The following is a 17,903-nucleotide window of genomic DNA, read 5'->3' on the forward strand; positions in this document are numbered from 1 at the left end:
GGGTGCTGAGTCCTACCAGCCGCGGTTCGCGTAGCGCTCGGTCTCGGGCAGGGTGTCGCAGTTGATGCCGACCATGGCCTCGCCCAGGTTGCGGGAGGCGTCGGCGATGATCTTCGGGTCGTCGTAGAAGGTGGTGGCCTTCACGATGGCGGCGGCGCGCTTGGCCGGGTCGCCCGACTTGAAGATGCCGGAGCCGACGAAGACGCCCTCGGCGCCGAGCTGGCGCATCAGCGCGGCGTCGGCGGGGGTGGCGACACCACCGGCGGAGAACAGCACGACCGGGAGCTTGCCGAGCTGGGCGACCTCGGCGACCAGCTCGTACGGGGCGCGCAGCTCCTTGGCGGCGGCGAACAGCTCGTTGTGGTCGAGGGCGCGCAGGTGGCCGATCTCGTTCTTGATCTGGCGCAGGTGGCGGACGGCCTCGACGACGTTGCCGGTGCCGGCCTCGCCCTTCGAGCGGATCATGGCCGCGCCCTCGGCGATCCGGCGCAGGGCCTCGCCCAGGTTGGTGGCACCGCAGACGAAGGGGGTCGTGAAGGCCCACTTGTCGGAGTGGTTGACCTCGTCGGCCGGGGTGAGCACCTCGGACTCGTCGATGTAGTCGACGCCGAGGGACTGCAGGACCTGGGCCTCGACGAAGTGGCCGATCCGGGACTTGGCCATGACCGGGATGGAAACCGCCTCGATGATCTCCTCGATCATGTTGGGGTCGGACATCCGGGCCACGCCGCCGTCCTTGCGGATGTCCGCAGGGACCCGTTCCAGGGCCATGACGGCGACAGCGCCCGCGTCCTCGGCGATCTTCGCCTGCTCGGCGTTGACCACGTCCATGATCACGCCGCCCTTGAGCTGCTCGGCCATGCCGCGCTTGACGCGCGCGGTGCCGGTCTCGGGGGCCTGCGGGGAGTTGGGGAACGTGCTGGACACGATCGACCTCATTCGGTGACGACGGTTGGTGCTCCGACGAGCAAACATTCCGGCAGCAGGCCACTGCAAGGGCCAATGATGAGCCGGTGGCTCGTTTTCCGGACGGTTCGCGTCCGGTCCTCAGGGGCGGTCGGCGAGGGCCGTCGGCGGCTCGTCGTCCATCTCGAACGCCAGCGGGAACGGGGCGTGCCCGGCGAGGCGGAACCAGCGGACCGTGCGGTGGCGCCGCAGCGCCCGTGCCGCGCGTACGGCGTCGTTGTGGAAGCGGCGCGCCATCGGTACGCGCCGTACCGCGGCGGCGAGTTCGTTGGCGGCCTCGTCACCGCCGGGAGCCTCTCGTACGATCTCGACCTGCCCGGCCTCGCCGAACACGGCGCGCAACGCCTGGCTCAGCTCGCTCTCGGCGACCTCGCGGTGTTCCTCGTCGGCCTGGCGGGCGGCGTGGGCGGCCTCGTAGAGCACGATCGAGGCGGCCGGATCGAGCACGCCCGAGGTGGCGAGTTCCTGGGTGACCGAGGCACGGCGCAGGAGCTGGGCGTCGAGTGCGGCGCGGGCCGCGTCGATCCGGGCGTGGAGGCGGTCGAGGCGGCCGGCGGTCCAGCTGAGGTAGAGGCCGATGGCGACGAGCGCGACGAGGATCCAGATCAGGGTTGCGGTCACGCCGGGTCAATCTACCCGTGGCGGCGAGCGCGCCTGCGACAGGCTCGTTCCCCCGCCCCGCCCGCCGCTTCGGCTTCGCCCGCGCGGCAGCTCAGTCGCGGGCCAGGCCGAAGCGGGCCATCAGGCCCGGGCGTTCGTCCGCCGCCACCGAGGCCGCACCGTCCGTCACCGTCTCGTAGACCGCGAGGATGTCCGCGCCGACCGTCGACCAGTCGAAGCGCCGCACGTGCGCGCTCCCCCGCGCGCTCAGCTCCGCACGCCGGTCCGGTGAGCCCAGCAGCCGGATCGCGGCCGAAGCCAGCGCGTCCGCGTCCTCGTTGGTGAAGAGTTCGCCCGCCGCGCCCTGGTCCAGGACCTGGGCGAACGCGTCGAGGTCCGAGGCCAGCACCGCCGCGCCCGCCGACAGCGCCTCGACCAGGATGATGCCGAAGCTCTCACCACCGGTGTTGGGCGCGACGTACACGTCGACGCTGCGCAGCAGCCGCGCCTTGTCCTCGTCGCTGACCATCCCGAGGAACTCGACGCGCGAGCGCATCTCCGCCGGGAGGGACGCGACGGCCTCCTCCTCGTCACCCCGTCCCGCGACCAGCAGCCGCGTCCCCGGCCGCTCGGCCAGGATCTTCGGCAGGGCCCTCATCAGGACCGGGAGTCCCTTGCGGGGCTCGTCGATACGGCCGATGAACCCGAGCGTCTCCCCCTGCCACTGCGCCTTCGGCTCGGCCCGCGCGAAGAAGTCGACGTCGACGCCGTTGGGGATGACCACCGCGTCACCGCCGAGGTGTTCCACGAGCGTGCGCCGGGCGTACTCGCTGACCGCGATCCGCGCGTTGATCTTCTCCAGCGCGGGCTGCAGGATCGGGTACGCCGCGATCATCGCCCGCGAGCGCGGGTTCGACGTGTGGAAGGTGGCCACGATCGGCCCCTGCGCGGCCCAGCAGGACAGCAGTCCCAGCGACGGCGAGGCGGGCTCGTGGATGTGGATCACGTCGAACGTGCCGTCGTGCAGCCAGCGCCGTACCCGCGCCGCCGAGAGGAAGCCGAAGTTGAGCCGGGCGACCGAGCCGTTGTACGGCACGGGCACGGCACGGCCCGCGGAGACGACGTACGGCGGCAGCGGTGTGTCGTCGTCCGCGGGGGCGAGGACGGACACCTCGTGCCCGAGGCGGATCAGGTGTTCCGCGAGGTCCCTGATGTGGAACTGGACGCCCCCGGGAACGTCCCACGAGTAGGGGCAGACGATGCCGATCCTCACGCCGGACGCTCCCCCGTGTCCTCGCGGACCTCCAGATCCGCGAGCCACAACCGCTGCAGCATGTGCCAGTCCTCCGGGTGGTCGGCGATTCCCGTGGCGAAGGCGTCTGCCAGCGCCTGTGTCATCACAGACGTCTTCTCCTCCCGCGTACCTGTCTCGGGCACGTCGATCGGCGGGTGGATGCGGCCCTTCATCACCGATGTGCCGTCGTACCAGAGGGTGGCGGGCATCAGCAGCGCCCCGGTCTGCTGGGCGAGCAGCGCGGGCCCCGCGGGCATCCGGGCGGTCTCGCCGAAGAACTTCACCTCGACGCCCGAGGCGGACAGATCGCGGTCGGCGACGAGGCACACCACGCCGCCGTCGCGCAGCCGCCGCGCGAGGGTGCCGAAGGCGGAGCCGCCGGTGTGCGGCAGGACCTCCATGCCCAGCGACTCCCGGTAGGCGACGAACCGGTCGAAGAGGGTCTCCGGCTTCAGCCGCTCGGCGACTGTCGTGAACGGTATTCCCTGGGCGCGGGTGAGCCAGACTCCGGCGAGGTCCCAGTTGGCGAGGTGCGGCAGCGCGAGGACGGCTCCCCTGCCCTCGGCGATGCAGTCGGTGATGCGGTGCATGCCCTCCAGGTGGAAGCTGCGCCTGGCGCGCTCCTCGTCCCAGGTGGGCAGCCGGAAGGACTCCATCCAGTAGCGCATGTACGAGCGCATGCCGGCCTTCGACAGCTCGGCCAGCCGGTCGGGGCTCGCGTCGGGGACCACGCGGGCCAGATTCGACTCCAGCCGCAGCACGCCCTTGCCGCGCCGCTTCCACACCGTGTCGGCGATGGAGCGTCCCAGCGCGGCGGCCACCGGCTCGGGGAGCTTCTTGACCGTTCCCCAGCCCAGCCCGTACAGCGTGTCCGTCAGCCGGTCCTTCATCACGCGGCCCCACTCCCCTCGGCGGACGCCGCGGCGTCCGCCTCCGCCGCCTCGCGGCGTACCGTCACGACCCGCTGCCCCAGCGTCACCAGCGAGCCGACGGCCACGGCCCACAGCGCGATCGGCAGCAGGATGCCGATGCCGGGAACGCCGAATCCCTGCAGCCCGGCGAGGCCCGCCGCCACCAGCGAGATCACGAGCCGTTCGGCCCGCTCCACCAGCCCGTTCACGGCCACCGGCAGTCCGATCGCCTCGCCGCGCGCCTTGGTGTACGAGACGACCTGACCGCTGGCGAGGCAGAAGATCGCGACCGCGCACAGCACGTTGTCGTCGCCCTTGCCCGCGTACCAGAGGGCGAAGCCGCCGAAGATGGCGCCGTCCGCGACCCGGTCCAGCGTGGAGTCCAGGAAGGCGCCCCAGCGGCTGGAGACGCCGGCCTGGCGGGCCATGTTGCCGTCGACCAGGTCGGAGAAGACGAACAGCGTGATGACGATCGTCCCCCAGAAGAACTCTCCGCGGGGAAAGAAGACCAGCGCGCCCGCCACCACTCCGGCCGTGCCGATGACGGTCACCGCGTCGGGGCTCACTCCGCGGCGTAGCAGAAACGCGGCGAACGGTGTGAGGACACGCGTGAAAAACGCACGCGCGTACTTGTTCAGCATGGCCTTCCCGAGGGGTCGGTGGGCCGAGCGGCCCCGATGGCCACCGGCGGGCCCATCGTAGCCACGCGTGTCCCGCACCAGCGGCCTGGCCCGGTCGCGTACGACGTATGGACGCACCATGACGGGAGTGGAAAGCTCGAAAGACACACCGCGGGCATCGCCGGAGCGCCCCCCGGGCTCCGGCCGGGGGTCTCCCCACGCGGCCCCCGGGTCCCGCGCCCTCACCTCACCGTGCAATCAGTCGGGAGGAACGAATCATGGGCGACAAGGCGAATGCACAGCCCGGAGCCGCCGGCAGGGCTACAACGGCCGACCGGCCGTCATCCGTACGGAATGTGGTGCTGGTCGGCCACAGTGGATCGGGCAAGACGACCCTGGTCGAAGCGCTGGCCCTGACGGCGGGAGCGGTCAACCGGGCGGGCCGGGTCGAGGACGGGGGCACGGTCTCGGACTACGACGAGATCGAGCACCGTCAGCAGCGTTCCGTACAGCTCAGCCTCGTCCCGGTCGAATGGGGCGGGTACAAGATCAATCTGTTGGACACCCCCGGATACGCCGACTTCGTCGGGGAACTCAGGGCCGGTCTGCGAGCCGCGGACGCGGCCCTTTTCGTCGTGTCGGCCGCCCAGGAGGCCGATGCCGTCGCCGGTTCGACCCGCATGGTGTGGGAGGAGTGCGCGGCGGTCGGCATGCCCCGGGCGATCGTGGTCACGCATCTGGAGACGGCACGCACCGGGTACGAGGAGCTGACCGGGGTCTGCGGGCAGATCTTCGGCGGAGACGACCCCGACGCCGTACTGCCGCTCTATCTGCCGCTGAACGGCCCGGAGGCGGCGGACGGGCACGCACCGGTCACCGGGCTGATCGGGCTGCTGTCGCAGAAGCTGTTCGACTACTCCGACGGCGGGCGCACCGAGCGGGCCCCGGATCCGGACCAGCTCCCGCTGATCGAGGAGGCCAGGAACCGGCTGATCGAGGGGATCATCGCGGAGAGCGAGGACGAGACCCTCATGGACCGCTACCTCGGCGGCGAGGAGATCGACCTCAAGACACTGATCGACGACCTGGAGAAGGCCGTCGCCCGGGGCGTGTTCCATCCGGTGCTGGCCGCGGCGCCCGCGACGAACGGGGCCAAGCAGGGGCTCGGCACGGTCGAGCTGCTGGAGCTGATCACCGGCGGCTTCCCGACCCCGCTGGAGCGCGAGGCCCCGGCGGTCACGACCCCGGAGGGCCGGGAGCGGCCCGCGATCAGCTGCGACCCGGACGGGCCGCTGGTCGCCGAGGTGGTCAGGACCGCGTCCGACCCGTACGTCGGGCGGCTGTCGCTGGTGCGGGTCTTCTCCGGCACGCTGCGCCCCGACGAGACGGTGCACGTCTCGGGGCACGGACTGGCGGACCGGGGCCATGAGGACCACGACGTCGACGAGCGGATCGGCGCCCTCTCCTCGCCCTTCGGCAAGCAGCAGCGCACGGTCGGCGCGTGCATCGCGGGCGATCTCGCGTGCGTGGCGAAGCTGGCGCGCGCGGAGACCGGGGACACGATCTCGGCGAAGGACGATCCGCTGCTGATGGAGCCGTGGGCGATGCCGGACCCGCTGCTGCCGCTGGCCATCCAGGCACACAGCAAGGCCGACGAGGACCGGCTCTCGCAGGGGCTGGCGCGCCTGGTGGCCGAGGATCCGACGATGCGTCTCGAACAGAACCAGGACACGCACCAGGTGGTGCTGTGGTGCCTGGGCGAGGCCCATATGGACGTGGCGCTGGAACGGCTGCGCAGCCGTTACGGGGTCCAGGTCGACGTGGTGCCGCACAAGGTGTCGCTGCGGGAGACGTTCGGCGGGCCGTCGGCGGGGCGCGGCCGGCACGTGAAGCAGTCGGGCGGTCATGGCCAGTACGCGATCTGTGAGATCGAGGTCGAACCGCTGCCGCCCGGCTCCGGGATCGAGTTCGTCGACAAGGTCGTGGGCGGCGCGGTGCCGCGGCAGTTCATCCCGTCCGTCGAGAAGGGCGTCCGGGCGCAGGCGGCGAAGGGTGTCGCGGCCGGGTATCCGCTCGTCGACATCAAGGTGACGCTGCTGGACGGCAAGGCGCACTCGGTGGACTCCTCCGACGCCGCGTTCCAGACGGCGGGCGCGCTGGCGCTGCGCGAGGCGGCCGGCGAGGCGCGCATCGATCTGCTGGAGCCGGTGGCCCAGATCCAGGTGATGGTGCCCGACGAGTACGTCGGCTCCGTGATGAGCGATCTGTCGGGGCGGCGCGGCCGGGTGGTCGGCACCGAACAGGCGGGCCAGGGCCGCACGCTCGTCCGGGCCGAGGTGCCGGAGATCGAGATCGGCCGGTACGCGGTGGACCTGCGGTCGATCTCGCACGGCACCGGCCGCTTCGACCGCACGTACGCCCGGCACGAGGCGATGCCCCCGCAACTCGCGGGCAAGATCCGCGAACAGGCCGAAGCCGGTTCCTAGTTGAGGCTGCCGCCCGCCGGATCCCCCAGCGGCGGGCGGCACTCGGGAGGGGCGCACGGCAGGCGACCGGGTGCGCCCGGGTGCGCCCCGCAGGCGGTGCTGACGGGCGGGCCGCGGCCCCGATACGCTGTGGTGCCCAGCTCAGCAGGTGTGCGGGGCGCGGTAGTTGGGAACAGGCCGCAGTGCGGACGGATGCGGCGATGGGGGCGGTAGTGGCGGACCAGGCTTTCGATTTCTCTCCCGGGGCGCAGATCCCGCTGCAGGGCTCGGCCGGCCAGACGGCGGCGACGCACGCCCTCGCCTCGGCCGCCTACCGTGACAGCCCGCTGGAGGAGATCCTCAAGGCCAACAACGAGCGGCACCAGTCCAAGGTGAAGAAGGGCAAGATCTCGCTCTTCGAGCCGAATCTGGGTGAGGCCTTCTCGCGTGCCGTGCAGGTGCGGATGCTCGGTGGGGCCCGTAAGCCGCTGATCCAGTCGTTCGGCACGGAGCCGCAGGCCGTGGTCGAGCACGCGCTCGCGGCGAGCCGGATCCGCAAGCAGCGCGACGCCCGGCTGACCGGCGTGATGGCGGTGTTCGGGCTGCTGTTCCTGCCCGGGGCGCTGCTGTGGGTCGGTGTGTTCCAGCTGCGCCGCACTCTCGCGGGGGCGAAGGACAAGAAGGCCGGGGCCCTGGGCACGGCGCTGCTGCTCGCGGTGGGACTGCTCGCGGTCGTCTTCCTGGTCAAGCTGCCGTTCACCGGATTCTGGGCGCTCTACCTGCGGGCCATGGTCGTCGCCCCGGTCGTCGGCTGGCTGATCGCGAAGCGCGTCTGCGAGTCCACGGCGAAGGACATGCGCGAGCGCTGGGACAGCCTGCTGTCCGGCGGCGGTATCGGCGCGAAGGTGCCGGAGGCCGTCCCCGGCAACCCGAACGAGACCGCGGCCGAGCAGCTGCGCCAGGGTCTGGAGAAGCTCACGGCCGAGCAGCAGTCGAACTCGGTCTTCTACGCCGGCCCCAAGGGGATACTCGGCATGGGCACCCGCTGGGGCAGCTGGCAGCTCGCCGAGGAGCTGGTGGCCAAGGAGCCGGCCAAGGAGTTCCACCAGTTCCGCAGCTGGGACGTCATCAAGGTCATTCACGACCAGCTGACCCTGCTGCGGCGCGGCCCGCTGAACACCGGTGGTTTCCCTGCCCCTTCGGTGAAGCACTGGATCGTGGTGCCGGTCGGGGAGGGCGCGACGGAGGTGGCCAGGCCCGAGGGGCAGAACGTGGACACGTTCCAGGTCAAGCGCCACGAGATACAGCGGATCTGCGACCACCAGCAGTTCGGCAGCGGGAACCGGCACTACCTGGGCGTCCAGTTCACCCTGTGGGACGGCCAGCTGGTCATCACCATGATGATCACGGTGACGGTGCTCTACGAGACGCTGCGCATCGAGGTGACCGGGCACGCGCTCGGCCCCGTGCACTCCCTCTTCACCACCAAGCCGAAGCCGAAGACCGTCGAGGTCGCCAAGACCGTCCGGTTCTGGGAGACCGTCGAGCGGCAGCTGCCGCTCGTCGAGACGACCGAGGTGGTCAGGCTCATGGTCCGGGCGCCGTTCACCTGGTATCCGCCGCTGCTGGACTTCCTCGGCGGGAAGCTCGTGCTGCCCGAGCCGTTCGGGCTCCGGCACGCCTGGGCGGAGCAGCCCTGGCGGCACCGGTTCATGGCGGACGACGCGATGCGCGCGGCGACACCGGTGCTGCGGGTGGCGCACGCCGCGGCGATGCGGGTGCTGGAGGAGAACGGGGTGGACACCGAGCGCTTCACCAACCGCTCGTCCTTCCTCAGCACCGGCGTGCAGGACCCCATGCCGCGCAAGGCCGACGCGTACGACGCCTGACGCCCTCGGCCCGCCCGCGCGGCGCCGCCGGGAGTACTACGCGGGCGGCCAGGCGTCCGCGAGCATCTTCCGGGTGTCGGCGAGGAGTTGGGGCAGCACCTTCGTGTGTCCGACGACCGGCATGAAGTTGGTGTCACCGCCCCAGCGCGGCACGACGTGCTGGTGCAGATGGGCGGCGATACCGGCCCCCGCCACCGAGCCCTGGTTCATGCCGATGTTGAAGCCGTGTGCTCCGGAGGCCGTCCGCAGCGCCGTCATCGCCCGCTTCGTGAAGGCGGCGAGCTCGGCGGTCTCCGCCTCGTCGAGGTCCGTGTAGTCGGCGACGTGCCGGTAGGGCACCACCATGAGGTGCCCGCCGTTGTACGGGTACAGGTTGAGCACGGCGTACACGGTGTCGCCGCGCGCGATGACGAGTCCGTCCTCGTCGGACTTGGCGGGGATGGAGCAGAAGGGGCAGCCGTCGTCGGCCCCGGGCCCGGTCGGCTTGTTCTCGCCCTGGATGTACGCCATCCGGTGGGGCGTCCACAGACGCTGGAAGGCGTCCTGGATGCCGACTCCGATCTGCTGCTCCGGCTCACTCGTCATGTGGTGCAGCATATGACTTCGCCCGTACGGAGCGTGTCGCCGGGGGCGGACCCGGCCGGCTCCCGGCGATGCTGGCCGGATGGACGTCGACCGGGCAGACACACCGCTGGACCGCTGGGAGCAGCGGGCCGAGCTCCCCCTCTTCTGGGCCTCGCTGGTCTTCCTGGCCGCGTACTCGGTGCGGATCCTGGCCCATGAGGTGGACGCGGTCTGGCGGGAGCTCGCCTTCGCGACGATGCTGCTGATGTGGCTGGTCTTCGCGGCCGACTTCGTGGTGCGGCTGCGGCTGAGCGGTAAGCGACTGCACCGGTTCCTGCGGACGCACTGGCTGGACGCGGTAGTGCTGCTGCTGCCGCTGCTGCGTCCGCTGCGGCTCGTGAAGCTGTACACGACGCTCCAGCGCCGGCGGGACGAGCCGGTGCTCAGTCTGTACGCACGGGTGATCGTCTATGCCGGGATGGGCGCCGTGCTGCTCGGCTGGGCCGGGGCGCTCGCGGTCTACCACCAGGAGAGGACCGCGCCCGGGGCGACGATCCTCACGTTCGGGGACGCGATCTGGTGGGTGTGCGAGACGCTGACCACCGTCGGGTACGGCGATGTCACGCCCGTGACCCCGTGGGGGCGGACCATCGCGGTCGGGCTGATGATCTGCGGGCTGGCCCTGCTCGGAGCGGTGACCGGCTCGTTCTCGTCCTGGCTGATCCAGGTCTTCACACGGGAGGACGAGAGGAGGCCCCCGGAGGACGGGCGTCCTCCGGGGGCCTCTTCTCCCTGAGCCGCGGCAGCCGCCGGGGCTCAGGAACCGCCTCACATGTGGGTGCGCTCCTCGACGACCTTCGCGATCTTGGCGATGGCCTCGGCGACCGGGATGCCGTTCTCCTGCGAACCGTCGCGGTAGCGGAACGACACCGCTCCGTTCTCCATGTCCTCGTCGCCCGCGATGACCATGAAGGGCACCTTCTGCTTCTGGGCGTTGCGGATCTTCTTCTGCATCCGGTCGGAGGAGGCGTCGACCTCGACGCGCAGGCCCTGCTTCCTCGCCGTGGCGGCGAACTCCTGCAGATACGGGACGTGGGCGTCGCCGATCGGGATGCCGAGCGCCTGGACCGGCGCCAGCCAGGCCGGGAACGCACCCGCGTAGTGCTCGAGCAGCACCGCGAAGAAGCGCTCGATGGAGCCGAACAGCGCCCGGTGGATCATGACGGGACGCTGCTTGGTGCCGTCGGGGCCGGTGTACTCCAGGTCGAAGCGCTCCGGCAGGTTGAAGTCGAGCTGGACCGTCGACATCTGCCAGGTACGGCCGATCGCGTCCTTCGCCTGGACGGAGATCTTCGGACCGTAGAAGGCCGCGCCGCCCGGGTCGGGGGTGAGCGGGAGGCCCTGCTTCTCGGCCACCTGCCGCAGCACCTCGGTGGCCTCCTCCCAGACCTCGTCGGAGCCGACGAACTTGTTCGGGTCCTTGGTGGACAGTTCCAGGTAGAAGTCGGTCAGACCGTAGTCACGCAGCAGGTCCAGGACGAAGGTGAGGGTGGAGTCCAGCTCCTCCGCCATCTGCTCCTTGGTGCAGTAGATGTGCGCGTCGTCCTGGGTGAAGCCGCGGGCCCGGGTCAGACCGTGCACGACGCCCGACTTCTCGTACCGGTACACGGTGCCGAACTCGAAGAGGCGCAGCGGCAGTTCACGGTAGGAGCGGCCGCGCGCGTCGAAGATCAGGTTGTGCATCGGGCAGTTCATGGGCTTGAGGTAGTAGTCCACGCCCTCGTCGAGCTGCATGGGGGGGTACATGCCCTCGGCGTACCAGTCCAGGTGGCCCGACTTCTCGAACAGCTTGCCCTTGGTCGCGTGCGGCGAGTACACGAACTCGTAGCCGTGCTCCTCGTGGCGCTTGCGCGAGTAGTCCTCCATGACCCGGCGGATGACACCGCCCTTGGGGTGGAAGACGGCGAGCCCGGAGCCGACCTCGTCGGGGAACGAGAAGAGGTCCAGCTCGTTGCCCAGCTTGCGGTGGTCGCGCTTCTCGGCCTCGGCGAGGAAGTCCAGGTGGGCCTTCAGCTCCTCCTTGGACGGCCAGGCGGTGCCGTAGATGCGCTGCAGCATCGGGTTCTTCTCGCTGCCACGCCAGTAGGCGGCCGCGTTGCGCATGAGCTTGAACGCCGGGATGTTGCGGGTGGTGGGCAGGTGGGGACCACGGCAGAGGTCCTTCCAGCACAGCTCACCGGTCTTGGCGTCCAGGTTGTCGTAGATCGTCAGCTCGCCGGCGCCCACCTCGACGTCCGCGCCGTCGTCGTGCGAGGCGGAACCCTTGATGCCGATGAGCTCCAGCTTGTACGGCTCGTCCGCGAGCTCCTCGCGGGCGGCCTCGTCGGTGACGACGCGCCGCGAGAAGCGCTGGCCGCGCTTCTGGATCTCCTGCATCTTCTTCTCGACGGCCTTGAGGTCCTCGGGCGTGAACGGCTTCTCGACGTCGAAGTCGTAGTAGAAGCCGTCCCGGACCGGCGGGCCGATGCCGAGCTTGGCCTCGGGGAACAGCTCCTGCACGGCCTGCGCCATCACGTGCGCGGTGGAGTGGCGCAGGATGCTGAGGCCGTCCTCGGAGGAGATCTCGACGGGCTCGACGGCGTCGCCGTCCCGCACCTCGTACGCGAGGTCCTTCAGCTCACCGGCGACGCGCGCGGCGATGACGGTGCGCTCGCCGGGGAAGAGCTCGGCTGCCGTGGTGCCCGTGGTCACCACGCGCTCTTCCCGCTCGGAATCGCGTTGGATGATCACACGGACGTCTGACACCGGTCTCTCCTGTCTGGTGGGAAGCACGCGCTGACATCTTGCGCACGCAATACGTCATGCTACCGAGCCGCACGCCTGCCTCGCGAAACGGTTCTCGCGGCGCGGACCGGGCCGGGCGGGCGCCTGCGGCGGGCTTCACCCACTGCCCTCCCCATCCCGCCACGGCCTCCGGCCGGGTCACGGCGCTACGGGGCACCGCCCGTCCCGGTCAGTCCTCGCCTCCGCAGGCGTCCTCGAAGAAGTCGAGGTTCTCGTGGAGCGCCTTCATCAGACGGTCCCGCTCCGCCTCGTCCACCTGGACCGGAACGACACCCGTCGCGTCGGAGAGCCTCCGGAACCCGCCACGGCTCTCCAGCCGGCCGATGACCCGGATGGGCAGGCCCACCAGGTGCGCGTGGCCGGCCGTGCGGTACGACTCCTCGTCGAGGACCGCCCGGACGTGCGGCACCTCCGCGCCCGCGAGCACCCGCAGCCGGACCGTGCCCTCGCCGCGCGGGCCGGAGCGGCGCATCCGGACCACCGTGCCGGTGATGCGGACGGGTACCGACGGCTCGTCCCGCAGCAGCCGGGCACCGGCCTCGCGCAGCGCCGGCAGATCGCCCGGGGAGAACTCCACGGCCTCGGGGCGCGCTGCGCACCCGTCCGGCACCCCGAGCGCCGGCGACCAGGCCAGCGCGATCCGGGCGCCTTCGGAGCCGCGCACCAGGGCGACGAGGGCCTCGGTCAGCTCGCGGCTGACACCGGCCTCGACGGCGGTGTCGAAGGCCTCCATCCCGCCGGTGGCCCGCTGGTAGTCGACGGCCTCGCGGGTGGCGTGCAGGGCGTGGTGAAGCCTTACGACGACGGAGCGGCCGGAGTCGGCAGGCACGAAGGCGGTGAGCCCACGGCCCCCCGGAGCCGGCCCCACCAGCACGCCCTCCAGCGTCGCCTGCGCCTGGCGGCGGTGCCGCGCCCCGTAGTACCCGGCCCGCCCTCGTGCGGCGAGCGCACCCGCGAGCAGCAGTTGCCGCGCCGCTGACCGCAGTTGTTCCTGGACGGCCCAGGCCGCCGCACCCGAGGGGCCCTGCGGGACGTCCCGCCACCAGCGGATCTCGTCGCTGGGGACGGCGAGCCCGACGAGCACCTCACGGGCGGAGGGCGCGGCGGAGCGGGCGAGAGCGGTGAGCGCCTCGCCCAGCAGGTCCTCGCAGTCGGGGAAGGCCCGGCTCTCCGGGACGAGCAGGCTGGTGCGGCCGGCGGCGGGACCGGGCGGCGTCCAGCGGGCGTAGCGCCCGGCCGCTCCGCCGCGCCGCCGCCAGCCGTGCCGGTCGAGCAGCGCCCCCAGTACGAGGGGATCGACATGGGCGGGGTCGGGCCCCTCGCTGCCGTACCAGGGCGGCGGCACGTCGTCGGGGAGCGGGAGCGGAAGGGGGTGCGGGTGGGCGAGCGGGCGCGAGCCGGCGGACGGCGGCACGGGCTCGTCGATCGGGCGGTGCGTCACGGTTTCCCTCCCGTCCCGACGCGGGTCATGATCTCGCACAGCGCCCGGTCGTCGAAGATGCGAGAGGTCGGGACGCGCACGGTGGTCCTGCGCCGGCCCGTCACCGGGTGGCCGGCCAGGTTGGTCCAGTAGCAGCAGTGCCGCAGGTCCAGCCGGTCGTGGCTGGCCCGCAGCCACTCGTCCTGGGTCCTCGGGACGATCATGACGACCAGGATCTTGTGCACCGACACGGGTGTGCGGGCCAGCTTCACCAGGTGCTCGTTGTCGAGGGTGAAGGAGAACGCCGGTCCCGGCGGATGCGGCGCGAGCTGGTAGGTGGCCTTCAGCTGCACCTTGATGGTGACTTCGTCGTCGACGGTGTGTCCGGGCGCGCTGTGGCTGACGTGCCAGTCGATCCCGTTGTCCGGGAACGGCTGGGACAGTGAGCAGCCGGCGGCGGCCGCGACGGCATGGAGATACCCCACCTGGAGGGTCTCCATGCAGGCGGTGGTGGCGAGTGCTCCGCGCAGCGGTACGGTCCGCTCGGGCAGCGCACCCGGTTCGGGCTGCGCGAGCGCCATGGCTCCGTCTGCCTTCCGGGCTGTGCCGATGATTGTCCCCACAACGGGGCGTCAACCTCGCGCCCCGTCACCTGTGTTGTCACCCCTCTGCGTACTGCGCAAACGGCGCGGGTATCACCGATTCGGGCAGGGGGATCTGACCATCTGCCCGGCACGGGCGAGGAGTTCGGGGATGACGCGCTGGTATGAAGGGCCCCTGGCCGCATTTGACACCGAGACAACTGGAGTGGACGTCGAGCAGGACCGGATGGTCTCCGCCGCGCTCGTCGTCCAGGATTCGCCGGGTGGACGCGTGCGCGTCACCGGCTGGCTGGTCAATCCGGGCATTCCGGTACCCGCCGAGGCAACGGCGGTGCACGGTCTGACGGAGGAGCATCTCCAGCGCAACGGCCGTTGGCCGGCGCCGGTGATGGAGGAGATAGGCCGGGCACTGGCCGAGCAGTCCGCGGCGGGCCGGCCGATCGTGGTGATGAACGCGCCGTTCGATCTGACCCTGCTGGACCGCGAACTGCGCCGCCATCGCGCCTCGTCGCTGGCGCGCTATCTGGAGAACGTGCCGATGTGCGTTCTGGACCCGCGGGTCCTGGACAAGCATCTGGACCGTTACCGCAAGGGCCGTCGCACCCTCACGGACCTGTGTGAGCAGTACGGGGTCGAGTTGCAGGGCGCGCATGACGCGGCCGCCGACGCGGTCGCCGCCATGGAGGTCGTACGGGCGGTGGGGCAGCGGTTCGCCGCACGCCTGGAGCGGCTGTCCCCGGCGGAGCTGCACACTCTGCAGGCCGTGTGGCACGCGGCGCAGGCGCGGGGGCTCCAGGCCTGGTTCGCGCGCAACGGTTCGGAGGAGTCGGTGGATCCGGCGTGGCCGCTGCGGCCGGAAATTCCGGCGCGGGCGGCGTGAGTCCTCGGGTCCGGGCGCCCGGCGGGCACCCGGACCCGGGCTCTAGAACGGCCGGCGCACAACGGGCCGTCAGCCGAAACGCGTGAGGCCGGTCCGTCAACAGACGGACCGGCCTCTCCCGGTGGGCGATACTGGGTTCGAACCAGTGACCTCTTCGGTGTGAACGAAGCGCTCTCCCACTGAGCTAATCGCCCGGGAACGCACTGAACCATACAGGTACCGGCGGGTTTCCTTCAAACTCTCCGCGGCTCCCCACGAGGTGGGCGCGGACCGGCCGTACTCACTCCGATCCGAGTATCCGATCTGAGTATCCGCGCCCATTCCGGGGGCCTGTGGCCCGCGCCACACTCCACGCCATGGAGAACGTACCGCCACCCGCCGAGGAGCTACGGCTCATCGACCGCGAGCTGGCTCAACTCGATGCCAGGCGTGCCCAGTTGCTTGCCCGCAGGGGCTGGCTGCTGCAGACGGTTCGACCCGTCGGCGCGGCCCCGGCGGATCCCGCACGGACGGCGCGGCCGGGCGCCGAGACCTCACCGCCGAGCGCGCAGAACGTCCTGCTCACGCTCGGGGGCATCCTGCTGGCGGTCGCCGCGATCGCCTTCACCCTGGTCAGCTGGGGCCACCTGGGCATCGGTGGACGCGCGCTCGTGCTGGGCGCCGTCACCGTCACCGCCCTGGCGACGCCGGCCGTGTTGCTGCGCCGGGGGCTCGTCTCCACCGCGGAGTCGGTGGCGGCGCTCGGACTGCTCCTGACCGTGCTCGACGCGTACGCGCTGCACCGCGTGGCGTTCCCCGGCACGCATCCCGGGGCGTATGCGGCCGTCGCGTCAGGCGTGCTCGCCGCGCTGTGGGCCGGGTACGGACCCGCCCTCGGCACGCTGCGCCTGCCGGTGCCGGCCGCCGTCGTCGCCGCGCAGTTCCCGCTGCCGTTGTGGGCCGTGGCGACCGGTTCGAGCCTCTGGGTCACCGCGTGGGCGACGCTGGCCACCGCCGCCCTCGACGTCGCGATCGCGCTCGTCGCGAAGCGGACGGACGTCCGGGTGCTCGGGATCCTGGGTGCCGTGACGACGGGCGGCTGGTCGCTGCTGACCGGCGGCTGGCTGTCGGTGTCGGCGCACAGCCCGTCCCTCGCGGTGGAACCGGCACTGCTGCTGCTCGCCGCCGCGGGCCTGGCCCTGTGCGCGGCATGGCGCGCGCCGGCGTCCGCGCCGGCGACCGCCATGGTGGCCGGCCTGGCCTCGGTCGCGGGCGTCGGCGGCGTGCTCCGCGCCGCGCTGCCCGCGGAGTGGGCCGTGCCCGCGTATCTGCTGTGCGCCGTCGCCCTGCTCGCCGCCGTACGGACCCGCGCACCGCACGGTGTGCGCACCGGGCTCGCGTACGCCTCGGGCGCCGTTCACGCCGCCTCGGCGATCTGGGCCGCTCCGGCCGTGGTCCTCACGCTGCTGCGCCCCGCCGCCGTCCTCGAAGACGTCTGGTCCGGCGCCCCTGCCCAGGACGTGGCCCTGTGGGGCACGGTCGCCGTGCCCGTGGTGGCGGCCACGGTGGCCGTGGTGCTCTGGGCGGCGCCGCGCCTCCTCCCGGCCCTCGCCCTCCCGCGTACCACCGCCGACTGCGCGGCCCTCGCTCTGGCCTGGTCGGCCGCGGTCGCCGTCCCGACGGCCCTTTCGCTGTCCTACGCCCCGACGCTGGTGCTCCAGCTCCTGACGGCCACGGCGGCGCTGGCCCTGGCGGTCCGCCCGCCGCGCACCGCTGAGGCCACCGGAACCTCGGCGGACGCCGGAGCAGCGGGAACCGCGGGAACCGCAGAAGCAGCAGCGCCTGCGGGAGCCCTGGGAACCCCGCCCGGCGCGTTCGCCGGGATCGCGCTCGCGTGCGGCCTGGCGTCCGGGACGAGCGCCGCGGTGCTCGGTCTGGCCACGCGGCCCGCGACGTTCGCCGTGCTCGGGGTGCTGGTGGCCGTGAACGTGGCGGCAGCGCTGCTCGGGCGCGGCCTGCCGCGGGCCGTGGTCGCCTGTGGTGCGGTGGTGGGCACGGCGGGGCTCGTGGCGGCCGCCGCGGCCGCCGCGGGACTCCCGGCGCACCAGGTCGCGATCGCGCTGCTCGCCGTACCCGCGGCCGCCGCGCTGCTCGGGGCTCGGCTCGGCCGGCATCCGGTCGCGCTGCCGGTCGAGGCAACGGCCGCCGTCGCGGGGCTGCTCGCCATCGCCCTGGCGGTGCCGCACACGCCCACGCTGGCCCTGGTGCTCGCCCTCGCGGGCGTCATCGCCGCGGGTACGTCGGTCCGGGCCGAGCGCAGGCCCGCCGCCGGGTATCTCGCCGCGGTGCTGTTCGTGGCGGCGACCTGGGTGCGGCTCGCCGCCTCGGGAGTGGAGTGGCCCGAGGCGTACACCCTGCCGGTGACCGTCCCCGCACTCGCCGTCGGCGCGCTGCGGCGCCGGCGGGACCCGCAGGCGTCCTCCTGGAGCGCGTACGGTCCGGGGCTGACCGCGACCCTGGTGCCCAGCCTCTTCGCGGCCTGGGGCGACACGCACTGGCTGCGTCCGCTGCTCCTGGGACTGGCCGCGCTCGCGGTGACCCTGGCCGGTGCCCGGCTGCGGCTGCAGGCCCCGCTGGTCCTCGGCGGGCTGACGCTCGCCCTGGACACACTGCACGAACTCGCACCGTACGTCGTCCAGGTCGTCGACGCACTGCCCCGGTGGCTGCCGCCCGCACTCGCGGGGCTCCTGCTGCTGGCCGTCGGAGCGACGTACGAGCAGCGGCTGCGCGACGCCCGCAGGCTGCGGGACGGCCTGGGCCGGATGCGCTGACCCGTACCGCCGAACGGGTGAATGCCGAAGGCCCCGGA

At 72.1% G+C, this 17,903-nt stretch carries 14 protein-coding genes and 1 tRNA gene; 5 read left to right on the forward strand and 10 right to left on the reverse strand.

What is annotated here, in order from left to right; translation table 11 throughout:
* Positions 1 to 12 precede the first annotated feature (12 nt).
* The 5 genes from pdxS to pgsA all read right to left on the reverse strand — a co-directional run bounded on the left by pdxS (position 13) and on the right by pgsA (position 4,412).
* On the reverse strand, positions 13 to 939 hold the full coding sequence (pdxS, locus tag ACIQMR_RS08485; protein ID WP_266375765.1) for a pyridoxal 5'-phosphate synthase lyase subunit PdxS: 927 nt from the start codon (positions 937 to 939) through the stop codon (positions 13 to 15).
* Between the two features lie 108 nt (positions 940 to 1,047).
* Positions 1,048 to 1,587, reverse strand: a complete 540-nt coding sequence (locus tag ACIQMR_RS08490) for a hypothetical protein (protein ID WP_401384437.1) — start codon at positions 1,585 to 1,587, stop codon at positions 1,048 to 1,050.
* Between the two features lie 91 nt (positions 1,588 to 1,678).
* A complete protein-coding gene (locus ACIQMR_RS08495; RefSeq protein ID WP_401384439.1) occupies positions 1,679 to 2,839 on the reverse strand; it encodes a glycosyltransferase family 4 protein in 1,161 nt (386 codons plus the stop codon).
* Entirely contained in the window at positions 2,836 to 3,750 is a 915-nt protein-coding gene (locus ACIQMR_RS08500; RefSeq protein WP_401384442.1) for a phosphatidylinositol mannoside acyltransferase, read from the reverse strand. The genes ACIQMR_RS08495 and ACIQMR_RS08500 overlap by 4 nt, the downstream gene beginning before the upstream one ends.
* Positions 3,750 to 4,412, reverse strand: a complete 663-nt coding sequence (pgsA, locus tag ACIQMR_RS08505; protein ID WP_358662525.1) for a phosphatidylinositol phosphate synthase — start codon at positions 4,410 to 4,412, stop codon at positions 3,750 to 3,752. Before pgsA ends, ACIQMR_RS08500 begins: the two co-directional genes overlap by 1 nt.
* Positions 4,413 to 4,669: 257 nt before the next feature.
* Here pgsA and ACIQMR_RS08510 point away from each other — a divergent pair, with 257 nt between their 5' ends.
* Both ACIQMR_RS08510 and ACIQMR_RS08515 read left to right on the forward strand, forming a co-directional pair.
* Positions 4,670 to 6,877 carry an elongation factor G-like protein EF-G2 gene (locus ACIQMR_RS08510; RefSeq protein WP_401384444.1) on the forward strand — a complete coding sequence of 736 codons (2,208 nt, stop codon included), beginning with the start codon at positions 4,670 to 4,672 and terminating at the stop codon, positions 6,875 to 6,877.
* Between the two features lie 212 nt (positions 6,878 to 7,089).
* Positions 7,090 to 8,745: a hypothetical protein gene (locus tag ACIQMR_RS08515; protein ID WP_401384917.1), complete on the forward strand. Its 1,656-nt coding sequence runs from the start codon at positions 7,090 to 7,092 to the stop codon at positions 8,743 to 8,745.
* 36 nt (positions 8,746 to 8,781) lie between these two features.
* Here the strand turns inward: ACIQMR_RS08515 and ACIQMR_RS08520 are convergent, their stop codons facing one another.
* The gene (locus tag ACIQMR_RS08520) at positions 8,782 to 9,342 is read right to left on the reverse strand and encodes an HIT domain-containing protein (RefSeq protein ID WP_266375755.1); all 561 of its coding nucleotides are present in this window, start codon (positions 9,340 to 9,342) and stop codon (positions 8,782 to 8,784) included.
* Between the two features lie 67 nt (positions 9,343 to 9,409).
* Here ACIQMR_RS08520 and ACIQMR_RS08525 point away from each other — a divergent pair, with 67 nt between their 5' ends.
* Positions 9,410 to 10,105 (forward strand): potassium channel family protein, encoded by a 696-nt coding sequence (locus ACIQMR_RS08525; RefSeq protein ID WP_401384447.1) that lies wholly within the window; start codon positions 9,410 to 9,412, stop codon positions 10,103 to 10,105.
* 32 nt (positions 10,106 to 10,137) lie between these two features.
* Here the strand turns inward: ACIQMR_RS08525 and thrS are convergent, their stop codons facing one another.
* From thrS to ACIQMR_RS08540, 3 genes are all read right to left on the reverse strand, one after another.
* Complete coding sequence (thrS, locus tag ACIQMR_RS08530; protein ID WP_401384450.1) at positions 10,138 to 12,114, reverse strand: threonine--tRNA ligase; 1,977 nt, start codon at positions 12,112 to 12,114, stop codon at positions 10,138 to 10,140.
* 208 nt (positions 12,115 to 12,322) lie between these two features.
* Positions 12,323 to 13,594 carry a hypothetical protein gene (locus ACIQMR_RS08535; protein WP_401384452.1) on the reverse strand — a complete coding sequence of 424 codons (1,272 nt, stop codon included), beginning with the start codon at positions 13,592 to 13,594 and terminating at the stop codon, positions 12,323 to 12,325.
* Positions 13,591 to 14,154, reverse strand: coding sequence for a DUF4365 domain-containing protein (locus tag ACIQMR_RS08540; RefSeq protein ID WP_266375751.1), 564 nt, complete (start codon positions 14,152 to 14,154; stop codon positions 13,591 to 13,593). The genes ACIQMR_RS08535 and ACIQMR_RS08540 overlap by 4 nt, the downstream gene beginning before the upstream one ends.
* 172 nt (positions 14,155 to 14,326) lie before the next feature.
* Between ACIQMR_RS08540 and ACIQMR_RS08545 the strand changes: the two genes are divergently transcribed.
* Entirely contained in the window at positions 14,327 to 15,055 is a 729-nt protein-coding gene (locus ACIQMR_RS08545; RefSeq protein ID WP_401384455.1) for a 3'-5' exonuclease, read from the forward strand.
* Between the two features lie 122 nt (positions 15,056 to 15,177).
* Here ACIQMR_RS08545 and ACIQMR_RS08550 read toward each other — a convergent pair.
* Positions 15,178 to 15,249: transfer RNA gene (locus ACIQMR_RS08550), tRNA-Val, on the reverse strand.
* Positions 15,250 to 15,411: 162 nt separating this feature from the next.
* Between ACIQMR_RS08550 and ACIQMR_RS08555 the strand changes: the two genes are divergently transcribed.
* Complete coding sequence (locus ACIQMR_RS08555) at positions 15,412 to 17,865, forward strand: SCO7613 C-terminal domain-containing membrane protein (protein ID WP_401384457.1); 2,454 nt, start codon at positions 15,412 to 15,414, stop codon at positions 17,863 to 17,865.
* The last annotated feature ends 38 nt before the right edge of the window (positions 17,866 to 17,903 follow it).

Source organism: Streptomyces sp. NPDC091376 (assembly GCF_044757085.1).
In the GTDB taxonomy this organism is placed as follows: Bacteria; Actinomycetota; Actinomycetes; order Streptomycetales; family Streptomycetaceae; genus Streptomyces; species Streptomyces pratisoli.

Coding starts and splice junctions, on each gene's coding strand:
- ACIQMR_RS08545 (WP_401384455.1), top strand. CDS start 14,327: ATGACGCGCTGGTATGAAGGGCCCCTGGCCGCATTTGACACCGAGACA.
- ACIQMR_RS08520 (WP_266375755.1), bottom strand. CDS start 9,342: ATGCTGCACCACATGACGAGTGAGCCGGAGCAGCAGATCGGAGTCGGC.
- ACIQMR_RS08500 (WP_401384442.1), bottom strand. CDS start 3,750: ATGAAGGACCGGCTGACGGACACGCTGTACGGGCTGGGCTGGGGAACG.
- pgsA (WP_358662525.1), bottom strand. CDS start 4,412: ATGCTGAACAAGTACGCGCGTGCGTTTTTCACGCGTGTCCTCACACCG.
- ACIQMR_RS08540 (WP_266375751.1), bottom strand. CDS start 14,154: ATGGCGCTCGCGCAGCCCGAACCGGGTGCGCTGCCCGAGCGGACCGTA.
- pdxS (WP_266375765.1), bottom strand. CDS start 939: ATGAGGTCGATCGTGTCCAGCACGTTCCCCAACTCCCCGCAGGCCCCC.
- ACIQMR_RS08510 (WP_401384444.1), top strand. CDS start 4,670: ATGGGCGACAAGGCGAATGCACAGCCCGGAGCCGCCGGCAGGGCTACA.
- ACIQMR_RS08555 (WP_401384457.1), top strand. CDS start 15,412: ATGGAGAACGTACCGCCACCCGCCGAGGAGCTACGGCTCATCGACCGC.
- ACIQMR_RS08525 (WP_401384447.1), top strand. CDS start 9,410: ATGGACGTCGACCGGGCAGACACACCGCTGGACCGCTGGGAGCAGCGG.